Annotated in this window: 20 protein-coding genes, 1 tRNA gene and 1 riboswitch; of the genes, 14 read left to right on the top strand and 7 right to left on the bottom strand. The window is 69.1% G+C overall.

All coding sequences use genetic code 11. The annotated features are described in order from the left end of the window. Positions 1–435: 435 nt before the first annotated feature. The 3 genes from HNR28_RS15970 to HNR28_RS15980 all read right to left on the bottom strand — a co-directional run bounded on the left by HNR28_RS15970 (position 436) and on the right by HNR28_RS15980 (position 2,809). On the bottom strand, positions 436–978 hold the full coding sequence (locus HNR28_RS15970) for a hypothetical protein (RefSeq protein ID WP_148304969.1): 543 nt from the start codon (positions 976–978) through the stop codon (positions 436–438). A 369-nt stretch (positions 979–1,347) separates the two neighbouring features. Further along, a tRNA-Cys gene (locus HNR28_RS15975) sits at positions 1,348–1,421 on the bottom strand. A 59-nt stretch (positions 1,422–1,480) separates the two neighbouring features. After that, positions 1,481–2,809, bottom strand: coding sequence for a ferredoxin reductase family protein (locus HNR28_RS15980; protein ID WP_043687273.1), 1,329 nt, complete (start codon positions 2,807–2,809; stop codon positions 1,481–1,483). A gap of 354 nt (positions 2,810–3,163) precedes the next feature. On the opposite strand from HNR28_RS15980, the gene HNR28_RS15985 reads away from it, so the two are divergent. Genes HNR28_RS15985 through HNR28_RS16000 form a run of 4 tightly spaced genes read left to right on the top strand, consistent with a single transcriptional unit; the run spans position 3,164 to position 6,620 of the window. Then, on the top strand, positions 3,164–4,441 hold the full coding sequence (locus HNR28_RS15985) for a S8 family serine peptidase (RefSeq protein WP_043683882.1): 1,278 nt from the start codon (positions 3,164–3,166) through the stop codon (positions 4,439–4,441). A 1-nt stretch (position 4,442) separates the two neighbouring features. Beyond that, positions 4,443–4,670 carry a hypothetical protein gene (locus HNR28_RS15990; RefSeq protein WP_043683881.1) on the top strand — a complete coding sequence of 76 codons (228 nt, stop codon included), beginning with the start codon at positions 4,443–4,445 and terminating at the stop codon, positions 4,668–4,670. Positions 4,671–4,729: 59 nt separating this feature from the next. Further along, a complete protein-coding gene (locus HNR28_RS15995) occupies positions 4,730–5,866 on the top strand; it encodes a metallophosphoesterase (RefSeq protein ID WP_043683879.1) in 1,137 nt (378 codons plus the stop codon). A gap of 4 nt (positions 5,867–5,870) precedes the next feature. Further along, entirely contained in the window at positions 5,871–6,620 is a 750-nt protein-coding gene (locus HNR28_RS16000) for a sulfite exporter TauE/SafE family protein (protein ID WP_151024978.1), read from the top strand. Positions 6,621–6,632: 12 nt separating this feature from the next. On the opposite strand, the gene HNR28_RS16005 is transcribed toward HNR28_RS16000, so the two are convergent. Together HNR28_RS16005 and HNR28_RS16010 are read right to left on the bottom strand one after the other, a co-directional pair. Next, complete coding sequence (locus HNR28_RS16005; RefSeq protein WP_043683872.1) at positions 6,633–8,489, bottom strand: ABC transporter ATP-binding protein; 1,857 nt, start codon at positions 8,487–8,489, stop codon at positions 6,633–6,635. A 46-nt stretch (positions 8,490–8,535) separates the two neighbouring features. Then, positions 8,536–9,372 carry a universal stress protein gene (locus tag HNR28_RS16010; protein ID WP_043683867.1) on the bottom strand — a complete coding sequence of 279 codons (837 nt, stop codon included), beginning with the start codon at positions 9,370–9,372 and terminating at the stop codon, positions 8,536–8,538. A 358-nt stretch (positions 9,373–9,730) separates the two neighbouring features. On the opposite strand from HNR28_RS16010, the gene HNR28_RS16015 reads away from it, so the two are divergent. After that, positions 9,731–10,444 carry a TerC family protein gene (locus tag HNR28_RS16015; protein ID WP_043683864.1) on the top strand — a complete coding sequence of 238 codons (714 nt, stop codon included), beginning with the start codon at positions 9,731–9,733 and terminating at the stop codon, positions 10,442–10,444. A 93-nt stretch (positions 10,445–10,537) separates the two neighbouring features. On the opposite strand, the gene crcB is transcribed toward HNR28_RS16015, so the two are convergent. After that, the gene (gene crcB / locus HNR28_RS16020; RefSeq protein WP_043683862.1) at positions 10,538–10,924 is read right to left on the bottom strand and encodes a fluoride efflux transporter CrcB; all 387 of its coding nucleotides are present in this window, start codon (positions 10,922–10,924) and stop codon (positions 10,538–10,540) included. 54 nt (positions 10,925–10,978) lie between these two features. Next, positions 10,979–11,048, bottom strand: a riboswitch (Fluoride riboswitch). A gap of 192 nt (positions 11,049–11,240) precedes the next feature. Here crcB and HNR28_RS16025 point away from each other — a divergent pair. Genes HNR28_RS16025 through HNR28_RS16035 form a run of 3 tightly spaced genes read left to right on the top strand, consistent with a single transcriptional unit; the run spans position 11,241 to position 14,413 of the window. Then, on the top strand, positions 11,241–12,023 hold the full coding sequence (locus HNR28_RS16025) for a 3-hydroxybutyrate dehydrogenase (RefSeq protein WP_043683860.1): 783 nt from the start codon (positions 11,241–11,243) through the stop codon (positions 12,021–12,023). A gap of 16 nt (positions 12,024–12,039) precedes the next feature. Then, positions 12,040–12,813 (top strand): peroxide stress protein YaaA, encoded by a 774-nt coding sequence (yaaA, locus tag HNR28_RS16030; protein ID WP_043683859.1) that lies wholly within the window; start codon positions 12,040–12,042, stop codon positions 12,811–12,813. 58 nt (positions 12,814–12,871) lie between these two features. After that, complete coding sequence (locus tag HNR28_RS16035; protein ID WP_043683858.1) at positions 12,872–14,413, top strand: malonate--CoA ligase; 1,542 nt, start codon at positions 12,872–12,874, stop codon at positions 14,411–14,413. 83 nt (positions 14,414–14,496) lie between these two features. Here HNR28_RS16035 and HNR28_RS16040 read toward each other — a convergent pair whose 3' ends face one another. After that, the gene (locus HNR28_RS16040) at positions 14,497–16,731 is read right to left on the bottom strand and encodes an FUSC family protein (protein WP_151024979.1); all 2,235 of its coding nucleotides are present in this window, start codon (positions 16,729–16,731) and stop codon (positions 14,497–14,499) included. Positions 16,732–17,330: 599 nt separating this feature from the next. Between HNR28_RS16040 and HNR28_RS16045 the strand changes: the two genes are divergently transcribed. From HNR28_RS16045 to rpsO, 6 genes are all read left to right on the top strand, one after another. Further along, positions 17,331–19,052, top strand: coding sequence for an acetolactate synthase 3 catalytic subunit (locus HNR28_RS16045; RefSeq protein ID WP_151024980.1), 1,722 nt, complete (start codon positions 17,331–17,333; stop codon positions 19,050–19,052). An 11-nt stretch (positions 19,053–19,063) separates the two neighbouring features. After that, positions 19,064–19,555, top strand: a complete 492-nt coding sequence (gene ilvN, locus HNR28_RS16050) for an acetolactate synthase small subunit (RefSeq protein WP_043683853.1) — start codon at positions 19,064–19,066, stop codon at positions 19,553–19,555. Between the two features lie 136 nt (positions 19,556–19,691). Then, the gene (gene ilvC / locus HNR28_RS16055; RefSeq protein WP_151024981.1) at positions 19,692–20,708 is read left to right on the top strand and encodes a ketol-acid reductoisomerase; all 1,017 of its coding nucleotides are present in this window, start codon (positions 19,692–19,694) and stop codon (positions 20,706–20,708) included. A 219-nt stretch (positions 20,709–20,927) separates the two neighbouring features. Beyond that, complete coding sequence (locus HNR28_RS16060) at positions 20,928–21,608, top strand: phosphatidylserine decarboxylase (RefSeq protein ID WP_043683849.1); 681 nt, start codon at positions 20,928–20,930, stop codon at positions 21,606–21,608. After that, positions 21,589–22,398, top strand: coding sequence for a CDP-diacylglycerol--serine O-phosphatidyltransferase (gene pssA / locus HNR28_RS16065; protein WP_052355863.1), 810 nt, complete (start codon positions 21,589–21,591; stop codon positions 22,396–22,398). Before HNR28_RS16060 ends, pssA begins: the two co-directional genes overlap by 20 nt. Before the next feature lie 124 nt (positions 22,399–22,522). Continuing rightward, entirely contained in the window at positions 22,523–22,792 is a 270-nt protein-coding gene (gene rpsO, locus HNR28_RS16070; RefSeq protein ID WP_043683847.1) for a 30S ribosomal protein S15, read from the top strand. The last annotated feature ends 40 nt before the right edge of the window (positions 22,793–22,832 follow it).

Consider the following 22,832-nt stretch of genomic DNA (forward strand, 5'->3'; position numbering starts at 1 on the left):
CCAGTTCTGCTGCCATCGGGCAGCCGTTCGTTCAACCGTAGGGGGGGTCAGTTTTAGGTGTCGCCAGGGGGTCAATTCCTGGTGTCGCTTGACAAAGGCCTGCCATGGCATGAAAAAGCCCTCTGAAGAGGGCTGATGGTCTATGGGCGGCGGTCTATGTCCCTGTGCCTGGCCAAACGTCGAAGCGTGGCGGTTGTGCCGTCCATTTCGAAGGTTATTTGCCAGGACCTGTTCGGAAAAACATCGACCTTGAGGATTCTTGGGTCGAAACATCCTTGCAGGGAGTGGAGACGCAATTTTGCCGGCTGCGGGTTTTGCAGTAGCAGTGCCAGAACCCTCGGGACGGCACGCTGCACATCTGATGGCGCCTTGAAAAGATCCTGCTTGAACGACGCACGGTAGTCTATGGCGTCTATCTGAACGCGCCCCATTGAATCAGGACTTGATCGCCGCCATTAGGTCCGCTACGGACGTGAATGGACCTTTCCCGGATAAAGGAGATAGATTCGCGTCGTGCTCAAGAACTGCCCACAGCATCTCGTTGAGAGAATCGTGAGCGTCTTTTAGGTTTATCAGCACTTGTTCAAAGGACTCAACAACTCCGTCATCGGGACGCAGGGATCGATCGCTTATGGCAGATTTTTGTCGCGAGGAGATGATGCCATACAGGCTTTCAAAAACGCTCATTGCGTGGTCGAAAATGTCGTGGAGTCGGCCGCCGTCATCATCAATCGGTTCGTTTGCAGCATGCACGTCTTTGGCGCAGATGGCCCGGGTGGCCGTCTTGCAGCGTTCCGCCACCGTTCCGAACAGCTCAGATAGCATTGCGTTGACTTCGACGGTTGTTTCGATGTCTCGCAGCAAATCCAGAGAGCGCGCGCTATCTTGGGCTGCGCCCTCGACAACGAATCGGACTAAGCCGACTTGTACTCTTTTCTGATTTTGCATTTTTAACCTCACCACCATTTTCTGACGCACGAACCGCTCCAGAATCGCTAATCTGGTTGTGGATAGCCTAATTTTTGGGTATGTTTCGCGCACAGCGAAAGAGCGGAAACAGACAAGAAGGTCAGTTATCCACATACGAGATTCGGCGCTTCGGAGGACTTGCAGGAGAGCTCCCCCAACCAGCGCAGTACCACGACTCTATCACATAGGACTCAAATTTGTCTCTAAGGTTCCATTGTGATATGAGACCGCAACCGCACCCAGCACCAAGCGCCCCTCGAGTGTCAACAACCGCCACAGCCTGCCACTGCCTGGCCGTTGCCCGCCACCGGTTGACACTTCGTTGGCACCCAAACGAAAAAAGGACCTACGCCATAAACGCAAGTCCTTGATTTCATTTGGAGGCGCAAGCCGGAATCGAACCGACGTACACGGATTTGCAATCCGCTGCATCACCACTCTGCCATTGCGCCGGTGATGTCCGATGGCCGGGTGAGGCCCGGCCAAGTCCAGCATTATACGATATTTCTCGTTACCGCATCTCGAACGCCTCCCGGTGCACCGACACGTCTCCCAGGCCCAGGGAGCGCAGGCCGGACTCCAGGCTGTGGGCGAGCCCGGCGGGGCCGCAGAACCAGACGTCGAGTGTGCCGCCGGCCTGGGCGTGGTCGCGCCGCAGGGTCTCGGCGTCCAGGTGCTGGCCCGCGCTGGCGTCGTGCACGTGCAGGGTGATCCGGGGCAGGGGGGCGCACAGGCGCCGCAGGCGCTCGACGAAGGGATCGTGCGCGGCGTCCCGGACGCAGTAGTGCAGCTGGACGCACGGCGCCCGTTCGGGCTGGGCCTGCAGCGATTCGAGCCAGGCCAGGAACGGCGTGATCCCGATGCCGCCCGCGACCCAGGCCTGGCTGGCGCCGCCGCGCTGGTGGTCGAAGCGGCCGTAGGGGCCTTCCACCTGCACCGGCTGGCCGGGGCGCAGGTGCCGCGCCAGCCCGTTGGTGTAGTCGCCCAGGGCCTTGATCTGGAAGCACAGGCGCCGCGCCCCCGGCTGGTCGGCACAGGCGATCGTGAAGGGGTGGGCGCCTTCCGCGGCATCGAAGGTGACGAAGGCGAACTGGCCCGCTCGGTGGCCGGGCCAGCCGGCGTCCATCGCGCATTCGACTTCGGTGATGCCCGAGGGCAGGGCGCGCACGGATTCGATCCGGCCGGCGTGGCGGCGGCGGGTGCCGATGCGCTGGCCCAGGGCCAGGACGGCCGCCACGCTGCCGCCCAGCATCAGCGCGCCCATGATCAGGCCCAGGGGCTGCAGCCACCAGTTGGCCGGGGTCAGGGCGGCGGTGTGGAACACCAGGGCGAGATAGAGGGCGGGCATCACGCGGTGCAGGATGCGCCAGGACTTATAGGGAAAGGCTTTCCACAGCGTGACCACCAGCGAGGCGATGAGCGCGTAGATGACCCATTCGCCGACGTCCTTGGCCAGTCCGTGGCCGGGCTGCAGGAAATCCAGGGCGGGGAATTTCTCGGGCTTCTGGATCGCGGCGCCGATCAGGCCGGTCATCACCCCCTTGCTCAGCTTGATGAGCCAGTGCGCCACGCCCAGGCCGATGGCGAGGATGCCGGCCCACTTGTGCAAGCGGTAGATGCGGTCCATGCCGCCCAGGGCCGGTTCGAGCCAGGCGGGGCGGGTGGCCAGGATCATGACCAGGGACATCAGGCCCATGGACCAGACGCCGGTCAGGTAGATCGCCTGGGTGCGGGCGACCCAGGGGGCGTCGCCGGCGATGGGGTTCAGGAAGAAGGCGTCCCAGGACCACGCCAGGGTCAGGATGCCGAGGAAGGCGAGCAGCAGGTGCCGGGTTTTCATGAGGGGTTCCATGTTCATCATTCGCATGGCCGAACGGTTCGGCGATGGAGGCAGTATGGGATCCGGCGCCTGAATCGGCGGTGAAGCCGGCATTCATCCGCGGTTCATGCTGGCGAGGCGGGGAGTAGCGCGGCGAGGCAGAACGGCGCGGCAGGGCAAGGTAGCCGGGCAAGGTAGCGCCGCAGGATAGCGGGGCAGGGCAGCAGGGCGGGACGGCCGACCCGCCCGTGGAGCGGAGCGGTAGCCCCGGACGTGGCAGGATCCTTCATGTTGCAAGCGCGCGTATCGGGGAGCCGGACGGCGGCGGCCGCCGTGCTAAGGTGGAACATCCCCTCAGCCGGCAGCGAGGAAGCCATGCCCAGCACACAGTCCACGGACCAGGCCGGAACGCGGCGCTATCTCGTCCTGTTGCGGTCCGACGACCCCGCGGGAAGCGTCCGGACACTCGCCGAGCTGACCCGGGTGCCCGTGGTCAGCCGTTCGGACGAGGCCGCCATGGCGGCTTTTACGCGGCAAGCCCCATGCGCCCTGGTCTTTGAACGCATCGGCGCCGCGCGCGTGCATTGCACCGAGCAGGTCGGGCAGCGCCTGGCCGAGGCGGCGGCGGCTGGCGACGGCACCATCCTGGCCGTCGAGCCCGAGCGGACGGTCTACGCCATCGCCGCCGGTTTCCGCATGCGGGCGCCCGTGTGCGGCCAGGCCGGGGACGCGCCGGCCGGAGGCGGGCGCGCCGGGCGCGGCCGGAGCGGCAGCCGGTCCGGCGGCCAGGCCGGCTCCGGCGCGACCTGGGGCGTGCGCGCGGTCGGCGCCGATGTCTCGCCCTATACCGGCAAGGGCATCCGCATCGCGGTGCTGGACACCGGCCTGGACCTGTCCCACCCGGATTTCTCCGGCCGCGCCATCGAGACGCGCTCCTTCGTGGAAGGCCAGTCCGTGCAGGACGGCAACGGCCACGGCACGCATTGCGCGGGCATCGCCGCCGGCCCGGCGGCCCCCGCCGCGCAGCCGCGCTACGGCGTGGCCGGCGAGGCGGAACTGTACGTGGGCAAGGTCCTGAACGACGAGGGCAGCGGCGGCGACGGCGGCATCCTGGAAGGCATCGACTGGGCCGTCGAGCACGGCTGCCACATCGTTTCCATGTCGCTGGGCAGTCCCGTGGAGCCGGGCCAGGGCCATTCGGCCGTGTTCGAGGCGGTTGCCCGGCGCGCGCTGGCGGCCGGCACCCTGATCGTGGCGGCCGCGGGCAACGAGAGCCATCGCCCGGAATCCGTGGCGCCGGTGGGCCATCCGGCCAACTGCCCCTCGATCCTGGCCGTGGCCGCCGTGGACGAGGCGCTGCGCGTGGCGCCGTTCTCCTGCGGCGGCCTGGCGGGCGAGGGCGGCGAGGTGGACATCGCCGCGCCCGGCGTCGATGTCCTTTCGGCCTGGCCCGCGCCGGAGCTGCACCACCGCATCAGCGGCACCAGCATGGCCACGCCGTTCGTGGCGGGCGTGGCCGCGCTGCATGCGCAGGCCGATCCCGCCGCCCGCGCCGCCCGCCTGGGCGAGCGGCTGGCGCAGTCCGCGCAGGCCCTGAGCGACCCCGCCCGCGACGTGGGCGCCGGCCTGGCGCGGGCGCCCGCGGAGGCATGACATGGCCCGGATCCGCCTGACCGTCCTGGTGCGCGAGACGTGGCGCGACCGTTATCCCCTGGTCGTGGAGCATTGCCGGCAGGCGGGGCTGGCGGTGGAGCGGGAACTGGTCGCCGTGGGCGTCATCGCCGGCAGCATCGAGGAAGACCGGGTGCCCGGCCTGGCGCGGGTCGAAGGCGTGTCGGCCGTGGAGCCCGAGCGCGTCAACCGGGCCCTGGGAGACTCCTGAACGGGGCCGCGGCGGCGTTGTTGTTAAGATGACGCCTTTACCGCATTCCGCTTCGATCCATGGGTACTTTGCTGCCGCTCATCACCGGCACCATCTGGCTGTACGTGCTGGTGCGCTTCGTCTGGCCTCTGCCGTGGGGGATCGGCGCGCGCGCCGCGCTGGCCTGCGTGCTTCTCCTGGTGGCCCAGTACCACTGGATCGTCCGCAGCTTCTTCGGCTCGCTGGCTTCCCCTGAGCTGCCCCAGGACATCCTCGTCGGCCTGGGCTGGGCCTTCGGCGCGCTCCTGCTGCTGGCGATGCTCCTGCTGCTGCGCGACGTGGCGGCGGGGCTGGTGTTCCTGTTCGCGCGCGGCGCGGGGCGGGCCATGCTGGTCGGGCGGACGCTGAACTTGTCCCTGGGGGCGCTGGCCCTGGTCCTGTCGGCCATCGGCACCTGGCAGGCGGTGCGGGTGCCGGACGTCAAGGACCTGGAGCTGACCGTGCCCGGCCTGCCGCCGGCCTTCGACGGCTACCGCGTCGTGCAGCTGACCGACCTGCACGTCAGCCGCCTGCTGCCCGAGCCCTGGGTGGCCGCCGTGGTGGCGAAGACCAATGCGCTGGACGCCGACCTGGTGGTGATCACGGGCGACCTGGCCGACGGCTCGCCCGAGGCCCGGGCGGCCGACGTGCGCCCCCTGCACGACCTGCGGGCGCGCGACGGCGTGCTGGCGATCCCCGGGAACCACGAATACTACGCCGACTACCGGCGCTGGATGGCCGCCTACCGGGCGCTGGGCCTGGACATGCTGGAAAACGCCCACGTCGTCATCCGGCGCGGCGACGCGGCGCTGGCGGTGGCCGGCATCACGGACCGCCAGGCGGCGTCGTTCGGCCAGCCGCGGCCCGACCTGGACGCGGCCCTGAAAGGCCTGCCGCCGGGCGTGCCGGTGATCCTGCTGGCCCACCGCCCGGAGGGCGCGGCGCGGCACGCGCAGGCCGGGGTGGCGCTGCAGCTGTCGGGCCACACGCATGGCGGGCAGATCCTGGGGCCGCACCTGCTGACGCAGTGGGCCAACGAGGGCTACGTCTCCGGCCTGTACCGCGTGGGGCCCATGCAGCTGTACGTCAGCAACGGCACGGGCCTGTGGAACGGCCTGGCGATCCGCCTGGGGCGGCCGTCCGAGATCACCCGGATCGTGCTGCGGGCGGGGAAATAGGCGCATGGACTCCCTGTGGCTGCTGGCCGGCGCCGGCTTCATGGCCGGCGCCATGAACGCCCTGGCCGGCGGCGGCACCTTCGTCAGCCTGCCGGCGCTGATCGCGGCCGGCGTGCCGCCGGTGCTGGCCAACACGTCCAGCACGGTGGCGCTGTACCCGGGCAGCATGGCGAGCGCCTGGGCCTACCGCGACAATCTCTCGGGGGTGGCCGAGGTGCCCCTGCGGCCGCTGCTGATCGTGACGGTGCTGGGCGGCATCGCGGGGGCGCTGCTGCTGCTGACCCTGCCCTCGCGCTCCTTCGACGCGGCGCTGCCCTGGCTGCTGCTGATGGCGACGTTCGCCCTGGGGTTCGGGCGGCGGATCGGGGAATGGGTGCGCACCCGCTGCCGCCTGCCGCGCGCGGTGGTGCTGTGCCTGCAGTTCTGCCTGGGCGCCTACGGCGGCTACTTCGGCGGCGCCGTGGGCATCATGATGGTGGCGGTGTGGGGCCTGCTGGGCGCGCACGACCTCAAGCGCATGAGCGGGCCGCGCGTGCTGATGGTGACGGCGGCCAACACCATGGCCGTGCTGATCTTCATCGCCGCCGGCGCCGTGGACTGGCCGGCCACCGCCGTCATGCTGGTGACCGCCAGCCTGGGCGGCTACGCCGGGGCGCTCGTGGGCAGGCGCATCCCGGGGCCGGTGGTCCGCTACGGTACGCTGGCCCTGACGATCGCCATCACGGTGGCGTTCTTCGTGCGCGCGTACGGCTGAATCCGCGCGGCGTCACGACGCCGCTTCCAGGGCCTCGTCGGGCTCCTGCGCCAGGAAGCCGCCGCTCTGGTGGCGCCACAGGCGCGCGTACGTGCCGTCCTTCGCCAGCAGTTCCGCGTGGCTGCCCTGCTCGATGATGCGGCCTTCGTCCAGGACGACGAGCCGGTCCATGGCGGCGATGGTGGACAGGCGGTGGGCGATGGCGATCACCGTCTTGCCCTGCATGATTTCGTCCAGGCTTTCCTGGATCGCCGCCTCGACCTCGGAGTCCAGCGCGCTGGTGGCTTCGTCCAGCAGCAGGATCGGCGCGTTCTTGAGCATGACGCGGGCGATGGCGACGCGCTGGCGCTGGCCGCCCGACAGCTTGACGCCGCGCTCGCCCACCAGGGTGTCGTAGCCCGTGCGCCCGCCCGGGTCGCCCAGTTCGCGGATGAACTCGTCGGCCTGGGCGCGGACCGCCGCCGCGCGGATCTCCGCGTCGCTGGCGTCGGGGCGCCCGTAGGCGATGTTGTCGCGGATCGAGCGGTGCAGCAGCGAGGTGTCCTGCGTCACCATGCCGATGGCGCCGCGCAGGCTGTCCTGCGTCACGTGGGCGATGTCCTGGCCGTCGATCAGGATGCGGCCGCCGTCCACGTCGTAGAAGCGCAGCAGCAGGTTGATCAGCGTGGACTTGCCGGCGCCGGAGCGCCCGACCAGGCCGATCTTCTCGCCGGGGCGCACGGTCAGGTCGAGCCCGTCGAACACCTGCCGTTCGCCGTTGTAGTTGAAGGACACCGCCTCGAAGACCACTTCGCCGCGGCGCACTTCCAGGGGCCGCGCATCGGGCGCGTCCAGCACCTTCGGCGGGTGGGTGAGGGTGGCGATGCCGTCCTGCACGGTGCCGATGTTCTCGAAGAGCGTGGCCATCTGCCACATGATCCAGTGCGACATGCCGTTGACCCGCAGGGCCATGGCCGTGACCGCGGCGACCGCGCCGGTGCCGACGTGCCCGCCCTGCCAGAGCCACAGGGCGTAGCCGCCCGCCGACAGGATCAGGCCCGCCACCAGCGTCTGGTTGACGATCTCGAACTGGCTGACCAGGCGCATCTGGCGGTAGCCCGTGTCCTGGAAGTCCTCCATCGCGGCGCGCGCGAAGCGGGCCTCGCGCCGGGTGTGCGAGAACAGCTTGACGGTGGCGATGTTGGCGTAGGCGTCGGTCACGCGCCCGGTCATCGAGGAGCGGGCGTGGGCCTGCTCCTGCCCGACCTTGCCCAGGCGCGGCACGAAATACGCCATGGCCAGCCCGTAGAGCGCGAGCCAGCCGATGAAGGGCAGCATCAGCCGCCCGTCGAAGCCGCCCGCCACCGCGATCAGGGTGAAGAAATACACGCCGATGCCGAGCACGATCTCGCTGAAGGTCAGCAGCACGTCGCGCACCGCCAGGGCGGTCTGCATGACCTTGGTGGTGACCCGGCCGGCGAACTCGTTGGAGAAGAAGGACAGGCTCTGGCGCAGCATCAGCCGGTGGAAGTCCCAGCGCAGCCGCAGGGGGAGGTTGATCGCCAGCACCTGGTGCTGCATCGTGGTGCGCAGCGCCACCAGGGCGATGCTGGCGACGAGCACGATGGCGATGCCCCACAGCACGCGCTGGACGTGCGCGGCGGCCTGCGTGCCCGTCTGCCAGGCGGCCAGCAGGTCCACCACCTGGCCGAGGAAGGCGAACAGCCAGGCCTCGTAGATCGAGACGGCCGCGCTCAGCGCCGCCAGGGCGGCGATGTAGCGCCGCGTGCCGCGCGTGCAGGCCCACAGAAAGGGGAACAGGCCCTGGGGCGGCAGCGGCGCGTCCTCGGGCGGGAACGGGTCGAGCAGACGTTCAAACCTGTGCAGCAAATGAAGCTCCGGCGGGCGGACGAGGATCCGCCCGTCCTTTTTCCATCTAGTTGGCGAGCAGCACCGGCACCGTCATGGAGGCCAGCAGGGTGCTGGTGGCGCCGCCCATGATCCATTGGCGCATGCGGCTGTGGCCGTAGGCGCCCATGACGATCAGGTCGGTGTCGGTGTCGGTGGCGGTGTTCAGGATGACGTTGCCGACGCCGTAGCCCTTGCTGTCCTTCAGCAGGTGGCGGGGCTTGGGATAGCCCAGGCTGACGCAGTAGTCGGAGAAGTCGTCCTCGTGGATGTCGCGCTCGCGCATCAGCTTGTCGTCGCGGTCGATTTCCAGCACGACGAGCGCCTGGCAGTGGCGCAGCAGCGGCGCGGCGTCGGAGAAGGCGCGCGCGGCCTCGCGGCGCTGGTCCCAGCAGAACAGGATGCGCCGGCCGATGGTGTCGATGGGGCCGAAGTTGGGGATGAGCAGCACCGGTCGGCCCGAGGCCATGACCACGGATTCCGGCAGATTGGGCCGCAGCGCCGACAGGTTGTCGTTCGGGTCGGCCTTGCTCATCAGGAGCAGGTCGCAGTGGCGGGCGTGCATCGTCAGGCCGTCCTCGGAGTCGCCGTGGGGCGCGCGCCAGTGGGCCCGCACGCCCGCTTCACGGGCCTTGTCGAGGAACAGCGTGCGGGTGGCCTCCCGGTGCTCGTCGCGCCGCTTGCGCAGGCTGTTGCGGATGTCCTGGGGCAGGATGTTTTCATCCTGCTGGAGGCCGGCGACGCTGGCGGAGGGGTAGACGCCGACGACTTCGGCCTCGCGCTCCCTGGCCAGCCGCAGGCCGATGTCCATGCGGCGTTCGCAAACGGTGTCGTCGTTGAGGTGGATGGCAATACGGCCCGGCATACGAAACTCCCTCGTGGTGTGGTGGAATCTGTGCTGCGTTCCCCCCATCTTATCCCAGGCCCGGGGTCCTGTGCGGTTCGGCCGCGCGCGCCCGGCTGACGCAGCGCAAGCCCGCGCACGGGCGCAATTCGTCTATAATCCGCTCCTCAAGGGGAGTAGCTCACTTTCCGCGGCATCGTCATGACGGCGTCTCGCGCTTGCGCGGCGCCCGGTGCCCGGGCAGCCCGGGATCCAGCGAACGGATCCGGTTGCGAGCAAGACCTTGCCGCCCAGGGCAAGGTTCGTCTTCCCGCCATGCAGATGGCCCGATCCTCCCGGCGGTTTTTCCGACAACCGACTACCCGCAACCGGGGGACCCATGCTCGAATTTCTTCAGACGCTCCATTGGGCGGCCGTTTTCCAGATCATCCTGATCGACATCCTGCTGGGTGGCGACAACGCCGTGGTCATCGCCCTGGCCTGCCGCAACCTGCCGCGCGCGCAGCGCATGCAGGGCATCCTGTGGGGCACCGCCGGGGCCATCATCCTGCGCGTGGCGCTGATCGCCTTCGCCCTGACGCTGCTCGACATCCCCTTCCTGAAGATCGTCGGCGCGCTGCTGCTGCTGTGGATCGGCATCAAGCTGCTGCTGCCCGAGGACGGCGGACACGGCAAGATCGCCGGAGGCGCCTCGGTCCTGGCAGCGGTCAAGACGATCCTCGTCGCCGACTTCGTCATGAGCCTGGACAACGTCATCGCCATCGCCGGCGCGGCCCAGGGCGCCCATCTCGATCACCAGCTCGGCCTGGTGATCTTCGGGCTGCTGGTCAGCGTGCCCATCATCATCTGGGGCAGCACGCTGGTCTTGAAGCTCATCGACCGCTATCCGCTGGTGGTCACCTTCGGCGCCGGACTGCTGGGCTGGATCGCGGGCGGCATGCTCGTCACCGACGTCGTCGTCACGGATCGCCTGGGCCCGCCCTCCACGGCGCTGAAGCTGGCCGTGGAAGCCGCCGGCGCGCTGCTGGTCGTCGTGCTCGGCCGCTGGCTGGCGAGCCGCAAGGCGGCGCGGGCGGCCGGCAGCGCTGGCTGACCGAAGGGGCCGGGACGCGGGCCTGGGGCGCCCGTGCGGGGCGCCTCGGAGGTTGTCCCGGCCGAGCCCGCGGGCCGGGCCGCGGCGCCCGTCTCAGGACAGGGCGCGCAGCCAGGCCACCGTGGCCATGCCCAGCAGCGTCATGGCCAGCGAGCCGGCGACGTGCACGACGATGGCGGTGGCCATCCACCCCAGCCGGCCCTGTTCCAGCATCACCGCCAGCTCGGCGGAAAAGGTCGAGAACGTCGTCAGGCCGCCGCAGAACCCCGTGATGACGAACAGCCGCATCTGGGGCGACAGGCCCGTGTGCCCGCCGAATGCGGCGATGGCCGCGCCGATGATGTAGCCGCCCAGCAGGTTGGCCGCCAGCGTGCCCAGCGTCAGATTGGGGAATACGTCGTTCAGGGCGTGCCCCAGCACCCAGCGCAGGAGGGCGCCGAGCGAGGCGCCGAGCGAGATGGCGAGGATGGAACTGGGCATGGCGATCTCCGGTGTCTGACAATGAAAAATGCCTACGGGCCCGGCGGTGCGCCGGGGGCCGTAGGCATCATCAGCCGCGGCGCGCGCGGCGGTTTCGTGGAGGAATGCCATCTCCAGATGAGGGCGATGTTAGCAGCGCCGCCGCCGGTTCCGCAAGGTGCCCCACGCTGGGGCCCCCCGCTGCGCAGCGGCCGCTTGCTGGTTCTCACGGGGGCGCTTTTGCCTTGGGGCGGCCCGGTGGCAAAAGGCGCCGTTCAGCGGTCCCGCGTTACACTGGACCGGTCGTTTTCCCGAATCTTGCGGAAGGAGTGCATCCATGCTCAAAGGTAAAAAAGCGGTCGTCACCGGTTCCACCAGCGGCATCGGCCTGGCCATCGCCCGTGAACTGGCCCGCCAGGGCGCCGACCTGGTCATCAACGGCTTCGGCGAGGCCGACGCCATCGAGCGCGAGCGCGCCGGCCTGGAAAAGGACTTCGGCGTCAAGGCCGTCTACCTGAACGCCGACCTGATGGACGCGCAGGCCGCGCGCGACTTCATCGCGCAGTCGATCCAGGCGCTGGGCGGCATCGACATCCTGGTCAACAACGCCGGCATCCAGCACACCGCCCTGATCGAGGACTTCCCGGTCGACAAGTGGAACGCCATCATCGCCCTGAACCTCTCGGCCGTGTTCCACTGCACCGCCGCCGCGCTGCCGGCGATGAAAAAGCAGAAATCCGGCCGCGTCATCAACATCGCCTCGGCTCACGGCCTGGTGGCCTCGGTCAACAAATCGGCCTACGTCGCCGCCAAGCACGGCGTGGTCGGCCTGACCAAGGTCACCGCGCTGGAGAACGCCGGCACCGGCGTGACCTGCAACGCCATCTGCCCGGGCTGGGTGCGCACCCCCCTGGTGGAAAAGCAGATCCAGGCGCTGGCGCAGCAGAAGGGCATCGACATCGAAGCCGCCGCCAAGGACCTGCTGGCCGAAAAGCAGCCGTCGCTGGAATTCGTCACGCCCGAGCAGCTCGGCCAGGCCGCCGTGTTCATCGCCTCGGACGCCGCCGCGCAGATGACCGGCACCACGCTGTCCATCGACGGCGGCTGGACCGCCCGCTGAACCCGGGGGCCGACGCATGCTGATGGTCCTGTCCCCGGCGAAGAAGCTGGACTACGACTCGCCGGTGCGCACGACGCTGCAGTCGCAGCCGGTGTTTCCCGAGCAGACGCGCGAACTGGCCGGGATCCTGCGCACGCTGTCGGCGGACGACCTGGCCGCCCTGATGGGCCTGTCCGACGCGCTGGCGCGCCTGAACGCCCAGCGCTACGCCGCCTGGGTGGACGCGCCCGACGCGCGCCATGCGCGCCAGGCGGTGCTGGCCTTCAACGGCGACGTCTACGAGGGCCTGCGGGCGGCGGAGCTGTCCGACGCCCGGCTGGCCTGGGCGCAGGACCATCTGGCCATCTTGAGCGGCCTGTACGGCGTGCTGCGGCCGCTGGACCTGATCCAGCCCCACCGGCTGGAGATGGGCACGCGGCTGCGCACCGGCCGGGGCGCCACCCTGTACGCCTGGTGGGGCGACCGGATCGCCCGCGAACTGAACCGGCGCCTGGACGCGCTGCCCGGCGAGCGCATCCTGCTGAACCTCGCCTCGGGCGAATACTTCAAATCCGTGGACCGCCGGGCGCTGGACGCGCGCGTGGTCGAATGCGTCTTCCAGGACGAGAAGAACGGCGCCTGGAAGGTCGTCAGCTTCCACGCCAAGCGGGCGCGCGGCCTGATGGCGCGCCACGTCATCGACCACGGCATCGACGCCGTCGCGGGCCTGCGCGATTTCGCAGCGGAAGGCTACGCCTACGCGCCGCGCGAATCCACCGCCGACCGGCTGGTGTTCCGGCGCCCGGCCTGAGCGGTTCGGCGGTCCGGGCGGCGGCCCGGCGCCGCGCCGCTCTCACAGGAGACATGAATTGGCACGCGACGCGAATGCGAACCTCTACACCGTGCTGCGGGGCGGCTTCCCCGCCGACCTGGACGCCGTGGCGATCGAGACGCCCGGGCGCACCTACAGCTGGGCGGACATCGATGCCATCAGCGGCCGCATGGCCGCGCTGCTGCGCTCGTTCGGCGTGCCGGCGGGCGCGCGCGTCGCCGTCCAGGTCGAGAAATCCCCCGAGGCCCTGATGCTGTACCTGGCGACCCTGCGCGCCGGCCTGGTCTACCTGCCGCTGAACACCGCCTACCGCGAGGCCGAGGTGGCCTATTTCCTGGGCGATGCCGAGCCCGCCGTGGTGGTCTGCGGGGACGGCGCCCAAAGCGGGTGCGAATCCCTGGCGCGCGCCCGGGGCGCCGTCCGGGTGCTGACCCTGAACGCCGACGGCGGCGGCTCCCTGGCCGAGGCCGCCGCGAAGATGGACCCGGCGTTCGAGACCGCGCACAGCGCCCCCGGCGACCTGGCCGCCATCCTGTACACCTCCGGCACCACGGGGCGCAGCAAGGGCGCCATGCTGACGCACGCCAACCTGGCCGCCAACGCGCTCACCCTGCGGGACTTCTGGGGCTGGCGCGCCGACGACGTGCTGCTGCACATGCTGCCGATCTTCCACATCCATGGGCTGTTCGTGGCGTCCCACGGGGCGCTGCTGGCCGGCGCGCGGATGATCTGGCTGCCGAAGCTGGACGTGGACCAGGCCTTGCGCTACCTGCCGCGCTGCACCCTGATGATGGGCGTGCCCACCTACTATGTCCGGCTGCTGGCCGACCCCCGCTTCACGCGCGAGACCTGCGCCCACATGCGGCTCTTCATCTCCGGCTCGGCGCCGCTGCTGGTGGACACCTTCCGCGAATTCCAGGCGCGCACCGGCATGACCATCCTGGAGCGCTACGGCATGAGCGAGACCGGCATGATCGCCTCCAACCCCTGGGACGCCGCGCGCGGCGAGCGCATCCCCGGCACCGTGGGGCCGGCGCTGCCCGGCCAGGCCGTGCGGGTGGTGGACGACGCCGGCCGGCCGGCCCCGGTCGGCGAACCGGGCCACATCCAGGTGCGCGGCCCCAATGTCTTCGCCGGCTACTGGCGCATGCCGGAAAAGACGCGCGAGGAATTCACCGCCGACGGCTGGTTCCGCACCGGCGACATCGGCGCGCTGGGCGGGCCGGGCATCCCGGACGACTACCTGAGCATCGTGGGCCGCAGCAAGGACCTGATCATCTCCGGGGGCTACAACGTCTACCCCAAGGAAATCGAGATGGTCATCGATGCCATGCCCGGCGTCCAGGAATCGGCCGTGATCGGCGTGCCGCATGCGGATTTCGGCGAGGCCGTGGTGGCGGTGGTGGTGCCGCGCGCCGGGGCGTCGGTGGATCCGGCCGCCATCCAGGCGGGCCTGAGATCCGGCCTGGCCAATTTCAAGGTTCCGAAGAAGATCCACGTGATCGATGCGCTGCCGCGCAATGCCATGGGCAAGGTCCAGAAGAACGTGCTGCGGCAGCAGTACGCCGGCCTGGACTGAGGGCGGTCCAGCCGGCATCCCTTCATCTTCGCCGTCGGCCGGGGGCCGGGGGCCGCTTGCGCCGCCGGCTCCCGGCCGCGCCCTCAGCCTGCGGAGACGGCCGTCCGGCTCCGCGCGGCCGCCGGGGCCGGCGGCGCTTCCAGCGCCCGCATTTCCTCGTCGATGCGCTGCGCGGCCTTGATCATCTGGCGCAGGGGATAGGCGAGGGCGGCGTGATCGCCCTCGGTCTCGATGACGTTGGGCGGCGCGGCCGCCCGGCCCGCCAGCGCGTCCTGCGTGGCCGCCAGGGCCTGCCGGATGCCCGCGGGGGCGTCGTCGATCAGCGCCAGGTGCGGGATCACGGCGGCGATCTGCGAGGCCAGGGTGTGGTTCTGGATCAGCAGGCGGTTCAGTTCCGGCACGTGGCGCTGGCGGCTGACGGGCTCGTCCATCATGCGGTAGAAGGCCGAGGCGAAGTTGCTGAAGGCGATGTGCACGTTCTTGCGGGCCAGCTTCCAGCGCACCTCGGTTTCCTGGCGCTCCGGAGAGTCGGCCGCGCCCGCCGCCCGCGCGGCGCGGCAGGCGCGCACGTGCTCCAGCCCGCTGTCCAGGAAGGCCTGGTTGGCGGCGCGCAGCGTCCGGGCCAGTTCGCCCAGGGTGTTGCGTTCCCAGGACGGCAGGATGTAGCTGCAGGTGAGCGCCAGGATGCTGCCGATCACGGTGTCCGCCAGGCGCTCGCCCACCACGGCGTTGGAGCCCGGCGCCAGGAAATGGAACACCAGCAGCACGAATAGGGTATTGAACACCGCCGACAGGGTGTAGTTCACCTGGACCAGGCTGTAGCCCAGGATGCTGCAGGCCACCAGGATGACCAGGTAGGCGTCGGGGCTGTGCACCAGGGCGAACAGCGGCAGCGACAGGCCGCAGCCGATCAGCGTGCCCATCAGGCGCCAGCCGTTGCGCTGGCGCGTCAGCGCGAAGCCGGGCTTCATGATGACCAGCACCGTCAGGATGATCCAGTAGCCGTGGCCCGCCATGCCCGGGTCCAGCGCGTTCACCAGCGGGGTGCGCGCCAGCAGGGCGCCCACCATCATCGCCAGCAGCGCCGCGACCGCCACGCGCAGCGCGTAGCGGAAATGCGCGGACTTGCGGTTCAGGTTGCGCGTCAGCAGCCCCGCGCGCCATTTCTGCCGCGTGAGGAAGCGGTTCAGCGACTGGCGCGCGCGTTCCGGATCGGTTTGCGGCGGGACCGGGTTCACGGAATGGTCGGCCATGCGGTCCACCTGGCGGGTCATGTTGCGCAGCCGGCGCAGCACCTGGACCAGCAGGGCGTAGAGTTCCGGATCGGACTGCGGCATGCCGCCCTCGCGCAGCTGCTGCAGCTCGAATTCCAGGGCGCGCAGTTCGGCCTTGACGCTGTTGCGCACCCGGTGGTGGCGGTTGCGCGCCACGTTCAGGGCCAGGCCGTCGAGGTTGGCGGCGAGCTTCATCATGGCGTCGCGCACGAACAGCAGGACGTCGCTGTCGGGCAGCGCGCGCCGCAGGGTGGCGTAGTCCGTGTGGGTGGCCACCATGCTGTCGAGCAGGTTGATCATGTCCACGAACAGGTTCAGCAGCCCCTGGCGCAGGCGGTCGGCGCGCGAGGCGGTGCCGCGCGGCTGCTCGCGCAGCACCATGTCGCGCGCGGCCTGGTGGGCCTCGGTCATGAGGGCCTGGCGGCGGATCAGGTTGCGGTAGCTGTCGTCCAGGTCCTGGTGGACGTCGTAGAAGCGGGCCCGCGCGGCGATGTAGTCGGCCGTGGCGAACAGCGCCACGGACAGGGCCTGCTGTTCTTCGCGGTGCCACAGCAGCCGGTGGGCGGCGGCGCTGTAGAGCAGGTAGAAGGCTCCGCCCAGGAACGAGGTCAGCGTGTGCTGCAGCACGTCGGCCGGCGTCAGCGGCGTGCGCAGGGTCAGGGTCATGATCAGCAGGCAGGCGAAGCCCAGCAGGCCGCCGTGCTTGCCGTAGACCGTCAGCATCGAGAAGCCGAAGCACAGGGCGGGCACGATCAGCCAGACGGCCAGGACGTGGCTGGAGGCCAGGCCGGTCAGGGCCGTGGTGGCCGAACCCAGGCACAGGGCGGCGAACATGCCGTTGATGCCGTAGCGCCGCGGGCCGCCGGGCTGGTCCAGGATGGCCACGCAGGCCGCGCCGACCGCCGCCACGAAGCCGCCGGCGTGCCAGCCGAAGACGCCGGACAGCACCAGGGCCGGCAGCAGCACGCCCGTGGCCTGGCGCAGCCCGCCGAAGAAATAGTGGCTGTAGAAGAAGCGCTGCAGCTGCGAGGTGGGCGAGATCATGCGGGCCGCGTCCGGGAAGGAGGGGAGGGGCGATGGCGCCAGTATAGAAAATTGCCGCCGGATCGGCCGGGTGCGCGGCGAAAAACGGTGTCCGGCTGCGTCTTTGCACCCTGGCACCGGCCCGCGCACCGGCTTGTGCATCGGTCCTTGTATCGGTCCTTGCACCGGTCCTCGCACCGGTCCTCGCATCGGCCCTTGCCGCGGTCCATGGACCCGCCCGCGCACCGGCTCTTGCACGGCCCGTGCACCGGCTCGCTTGCGGCCGATGTTGCAACGCGGTAAATTAGCCCATCGGCCGGCCCCATGGCGGCCATCCGATACGGCGAATGCTCCCGGGTCACACGCCCGGTTTTTTTCGTCTTCCGTCTTTATGTCCCAGGATGTGTCACAAGCGCGGTCCGGGGCGTCCATTTCCACCACGTTGCGCCCCATGGGCGCGTGTGTCTTGTGCCAAGGGGCGCAGACTGGTCCCGCAATGTGTCCGGGCAAAGCGATTCCGTGAATCGCCCAGCGTCGGATCATGTCGCGGATCGCCGGGACTGGCCCGGGCCGCCGATCAGGCCGCTTGGTGCTCGATACGGGTCAAGAAAGGAATCATCATGGAACTCAATGGCGCCGACATCGTCGTGCGTTGTCTGATCGAGGAAGGCGTAGACCATGTGTTTGGCTACCCCGGCGGCGCGGTCCTCTACATCTACGACGCGATCTACAAGCAAGACAAATTCCAGCACGTGCTCGTGCGGCACGAACAGGCGGCCGTCCACGCCGCCGATGCCTATTCCCGCTCCTCCAACAAAGTCGGCGTCTGCCTCGTGACCAGCGGTCCGGGCGTGACCAATGCCGTCACCGGCATCGCCACGGCCTACATGGACTCGATCCCCATGGTCGTGATCAGCGGCCAGGTGCCCACGCACGCCATCGGCCAGGACGCCTTCCAGGAATGCGACACGGTCGGCATCACCCGGCCCTGCGTCAAGCACAACTTCCTGGTGCGCGACGTCAAGGACCTGGCCGAGACCATGCGCCGCGCCTTCTACATCGCGCGCTCCGGCCGTCCCGGCCCGGTGCTGGTGGACATCCCCAAGGACGTCTCCGTGGCGATGTGCAAGTACACGCCGCCGCGCGCCCCGGTCCAGCTGCGTTCCTACGCGCCGGTCACCAAGGGTCACCAGGGCCAGATCAAGAAGGCCGTGCAGATGCTGCTGGCCGCCGAGCGTCCGATGATCTACGCCGGCGGCGGGGTCGTGCTGGCCGACGCCGCCGACGAGCTGCGCAAGCTGGTGCGCATGACCGGCGCGCCCTGCACCACGACCCTGATGGGCCTGGGCGCCTATCCGGGCACGGACGAGCGCTTCGTCGGCATGCCCGGCATGCACGGCACCTACGAAGCCAACATGGCGATGCAGCACTGCGACGTGCTGATCGGCATCGGCGCGCGCTTCGACGACCGCGTCATCGGCAATCCCAAGCATTTCGCCCAGGTGCCGCGCAAGATCGTGCACGTGGACATCGACCCGTCCTCGATCTCCAAGCGGGTGCGGGTGGACGTGCCCATCGTGGGCGACGTCAAGGAAGTCCTGCAGGACCTGCTCGGCCTGTACGCCCAGTCCATGGCCGAACAGGGCGCGGCGGAACGGCGCCTGGATGCCTGGTGGAAGCAGATCGACGCCTGGCGCGGCCGCAAGTGCCTGGACTACGAGGCGTCCGACACGGTGATCAAGCCCCAGTTCGTGGTCCAGAAGCTGTGGGAAATCACGCGCGGCCAGGCCTTCGTCACGTCCGACGTGGGCCAGCACCAGATGTGGGCGGCCCAGTACTATCCCTTCCCGGAGCCGCGCCGCTGGATCAATTCCGGCGGCCTGGGCACCATGGGCGTGGGCCTGCCCTACGCCATGGGGGTGCAGATGGCCAATCCGGACCGCGACGTCGCCGTCATCACCGGCGAGGGCTCGATCCAGATGAACATCCAGGAGCTGTCCACCTGCAGCCAGTACCGCCTCACGCCCAAGATCCTGTGCCTGAACAACCGCTACCTGGGCATGGTGCGCCAGTGGCAGGAAATCGAGTACGGTTCGCGCTATTCGGAATCCTACGTCGACGCCCTGCCGGACTTCGTCAAGCTCGCCGAGAGCTACGGCCACATCGGCATGCGCATCGACAAGCCGGCCGACGTCGAGCCGGCCCTGCGCGAGGCGTTCACGAAATACAAGGACCGTCTGGTGTTCATGGATTTCATCACCGATCAGACCGAGAACGTCTGGCCCATGGTGAAGGCGGGCCGCGGCCTGACCGAGATGCTGCTGGGTTCCGAGGATCTGTGAGGGGATAAGACATGAAACACGTGATTTCCATCCTGCTGGAAAACGAACCCGGCGCCCTGTCGCGCGTGGTGGGGCTGTTTTCGGCGCGCGGCTACAACATCGAGACGCTCACCGTCGCGCCCACCGAGGACGCCACCCTGTCGCGCATGACCATCGTCACGGTCGGCTCCGACGAGATCATCGAGCAGATCACCAAGCACCTGAACCGGCTGGTGGACGTGGTCAAGGTCGTGGACCTGTCCGAAGGCCCCCACGTCGAGCGCGAGCTCATGCTGATCAAGGTGCGCGCGGTCGGCAAGGAACGCGAGGAAATGAAGCGCATGGCGGAGATCTTCCGCGGGCGCATCATCGACGTCACCGACAAGACCTACACCATCGAGCTGACCGGGGTGCAGGACAAGATCGCCGCCTTCATCGGGGCGCTGGACCGCAGCGCCATCCTGGAGACGGTCCGCACCGGCGTCTCCGGGGTGGGGCGCGGCGAGCGCGTATTGAAGTTGTGAGCCCCCTGCTGCGGCCCGTCTCGCGGCTTGCATGCCGCTCGGATGCTTCAGGCATGAAATAGTCCGCAGGGGCTATTTCATGTCCCCCCCTCATCCCAACCTCTCGTTTCAGAATCAATAAATCGGAGTATCCAACATGAAAGTTTTCTACGACAAAGACTGCGACCTGTCCCTGATCAAGGGCAAGACCGTCGCCATCATCGGCTACGGCTCGCAGGGCCACGCGCACGCGCAGAACCTGAACGATTCCGGCGTCAAGGTCGTCGTCGGCCTGCGCAAGGGCGGCGCGTCCTGGAAGAAGGCCGAGAACGCCGGCCTGGCCGTCAAGGAAGTCGCCGAGGCCGTCAAGGGCGCCGACCTGGTCATGATGCTGCTGCCCGACGAGAACATCGCCCAGGTCTACCGCAGCGAAGTCGCCGCCCACCTGAAGGCGGGCGCCGCGCTGGCCTTCGCCCACGGCTTCAACGTGCACTACGGCCAGGTCGTGCCGCGCGCCGACGTGGACGTCATCATGATCGCCCCCAAGGCCCCGGGCCACACCGTGCGCAACACCTACACCCAGGGCGGCGGCGTGCCGCACCTGGTGGCCGTGCACCAGGACGTCTCGGGCAAGGCCCGCGACCTGGCCCTGTCCTACGCCATGGCTAACGGCGGCGGCCGCGCCGGCATCATCGAGACCAACTTCCGCGAGGAGACCGAGACCGACCTGTTCGGCGAGCAGGCCGTGCTGTGCGGCGGCACCGTCGAACTGATCAAGGCCGGCTTCCAGACCCTGGTCGAGGCCGGCTACGCGCCGGAGATGGCCTACTTCGAGTGCCTGCACGAGCTGAAGCTGATCGTGGACCTGATCTACGAAGGCGGCATCGCCAACATGAACTACTCGATCTCCAACAACGCGGAATACGGCGAGTACGTCACCGGCCCGCGCATCGTCACCGACGCGACGCGCGCCGCCATGCGCCAGTGCCTGGCCGACATCCAGTCCGGCGTCTACGCCAAGAACTTCATCCTGGAAAACGCCGCCGGCGCCCCGGAACTGACCTCGCGCCGCCGCCTGAACGCGGAATCGCAGATCGAGCAGGTCGGCTCCAAGCTGCGCGCCATGATGCCGTGGATCGCGGCCAACAAGCTGGTGGACCAGTCCAAGAACTGATCCTTTCCACGCTGCGGACAGCCGGCCACCTTGCCGAGGGGCCGGCTGTTTTTCGTTGGGGCGCCGGCGGGTCCGCGCGCGGGCATGCCCCCGCGCCGGCCCGGCCCGGCCCGCGCGCGGCGCGGATCCGGCGCGGCGTCCGGCATCCGGCATCCGGCATCCGGCGGCATGCCGCTTGCGTGTCTCCCCATGCCGAATTGGGTTATTCTTGCGCCTACCATGAAAATCCCCCCGTATCCCCATCCCCTGATCGCCCGCGAGGGCTGGCTCATCCTGGCCGGCGCGGCGATCGTTTCCCTGCTGGTGACCTGGTGGTCGCCCTGGGTCTCCATCCCGTTCTGGGTGTTCACGCTGTTCGCCCTGCAGTTCTTCCGCGATCCCGCGCGCGAGGCGCCGGAGGGCGAAGGCCTGGTGCTGTGCCCGGCCGACGGCCGCGTCGTCTGCGTCGTGGACGCGGCCGATCCCTACGCGGGCGGGCGTCCCGCCTTGAAGATCAGCGTCTTCATGAACGTGTTCAACGTCCACTCGAACCGCGTCCCGGTCGACGGCGAGGTCCAGTCCATCGAATACTTCCCGGGCCGGTTCTTCAACGCGGCCCTGGACAAGTCCTCGCTGGAGAACGAGCGCAACGCCATGGTGCTGCGCACGCCCGGCGGCCACATCGTCACGGCCGTGCAGGTGGCCGGCCTGGTGGCCAAGCGCATCCTGTGCCATGCCCAGGTGGGGCAGAAGCTGTACGCGGGGCAGCGCTACGGTTTCATCCGCTTCGGTTCGCGGGTGGACGTATACTTGCCTCCAGGGACCCGGCCCAGGGTCGCCCTGGGCGACAAGGTCAAGGCCACCCGCACGGTCCTGGCCGAACTGCCCGTCCCGCCCCGCGATGACGCCTCAGCAGCCTGAATCCATGCCTGACGAACCGCAGCGCCGCCGCAGCATCTACCTGCTGCCCAACGCCTTCACCACCGCCAACCTGTTCGCGGGCTTCTACGCCGTCGTCCAGGCCATGAACCAGCACTTCGACGTGGCGGCCATCGCCATCTTCCTGGCGATGGTGTTCGACAGCATGGACGGGCGCGTGGCGCGGCTCACCAACACCCAGTCCGCCTTCGGCGAGCAGTACGACTCCCTGGCCGACATGATTTCCTTCGGCATGGCGCCCGCGCTGGTGATGTACGAATGGTCGCTGCAGGGCCTGGGCCGCTGGGGCTGGCTGGCCGCCTTCGTCTACGTGGTGGGCGCCGCCCTGCGCCTGGCGCGCTTCAACGCCAACATCGGCAAGGTCGACAAGCAGTACTTCCAGGGCCTGCCCAGCCCCGCGGCGGCGGCGCTGGTCGCCGGCTTCGTCTGGCTGTCGGTGGACAACAAGCTGTCCCTGTCCGACGGCGTCATCCCCTGGGCCGCCTTCGCAATGACGGTCTACGCCGGCGTGGCCATGGTGTCCAACGCGCCGTTCTTCAGCGGCAAGTCCTTCGCGCTGGGCCGCAGCGTGCCCTTCTGGGTCATGCTGGTGGTGGTGGCGGTGTTCGTCTTCGTCTCCAGCGATCCGCCGGTGGTGCTGTTCGCCCTGTTCGTGCTCTACAGCCTGTCGGGCTGGGTGCTGCTGCTGTGGCGCGTGCGCCGGGCGCGCCGCCTGGGGCAGCGCATGCGCAGCGCCGAAGGCGCCGACGACGCCGGGAGCGGGCCATCCTGAACGGATGTGCGCGTTCCGGGCCGCAATCCGCTATAATCTTCCCCGCGCCACGATTTGCGTGGCGTTTTCATTTCATCCCACGGCAGCGCGCCTCGGTGCTGCCGCCTGTCCATTGAGGAATAAAATGTCTGTTGCAGATATCGTCAAATCCGACATCGTTGCGCAATTCCAGCGCGCCGCCAGCGACACCGGCTCTCCCGAAGTCCAGGTGGCCCTGCTCACGGCCCGCATCAACGAGCTGACCGGCCACTTCAAGACCCACAAGAAGGACCACCATTCGCGTCGCGGCCTGCTGCGCATGGTCAGCCGCCGCCGCAAGCTGCTGGACTACCTGAAGGGCCGCAACCCGGATTCGTATCGCGCGCTGATCGAAAAACTCGGCCTGCGCAAGTAATGCCCGGGGGCTTTGCTCCCCTTCGCACGAGCCGTGCCCG

This window comes from Castellaniella defragrans (assembly GCF_014203015.1).
GTDB lineage: Bacteria > Pseudomonadota > Gammaproteobacteria > Burkholderiales > Burkholderiaceae_B > Castellaniella > Castellaniella defragrans.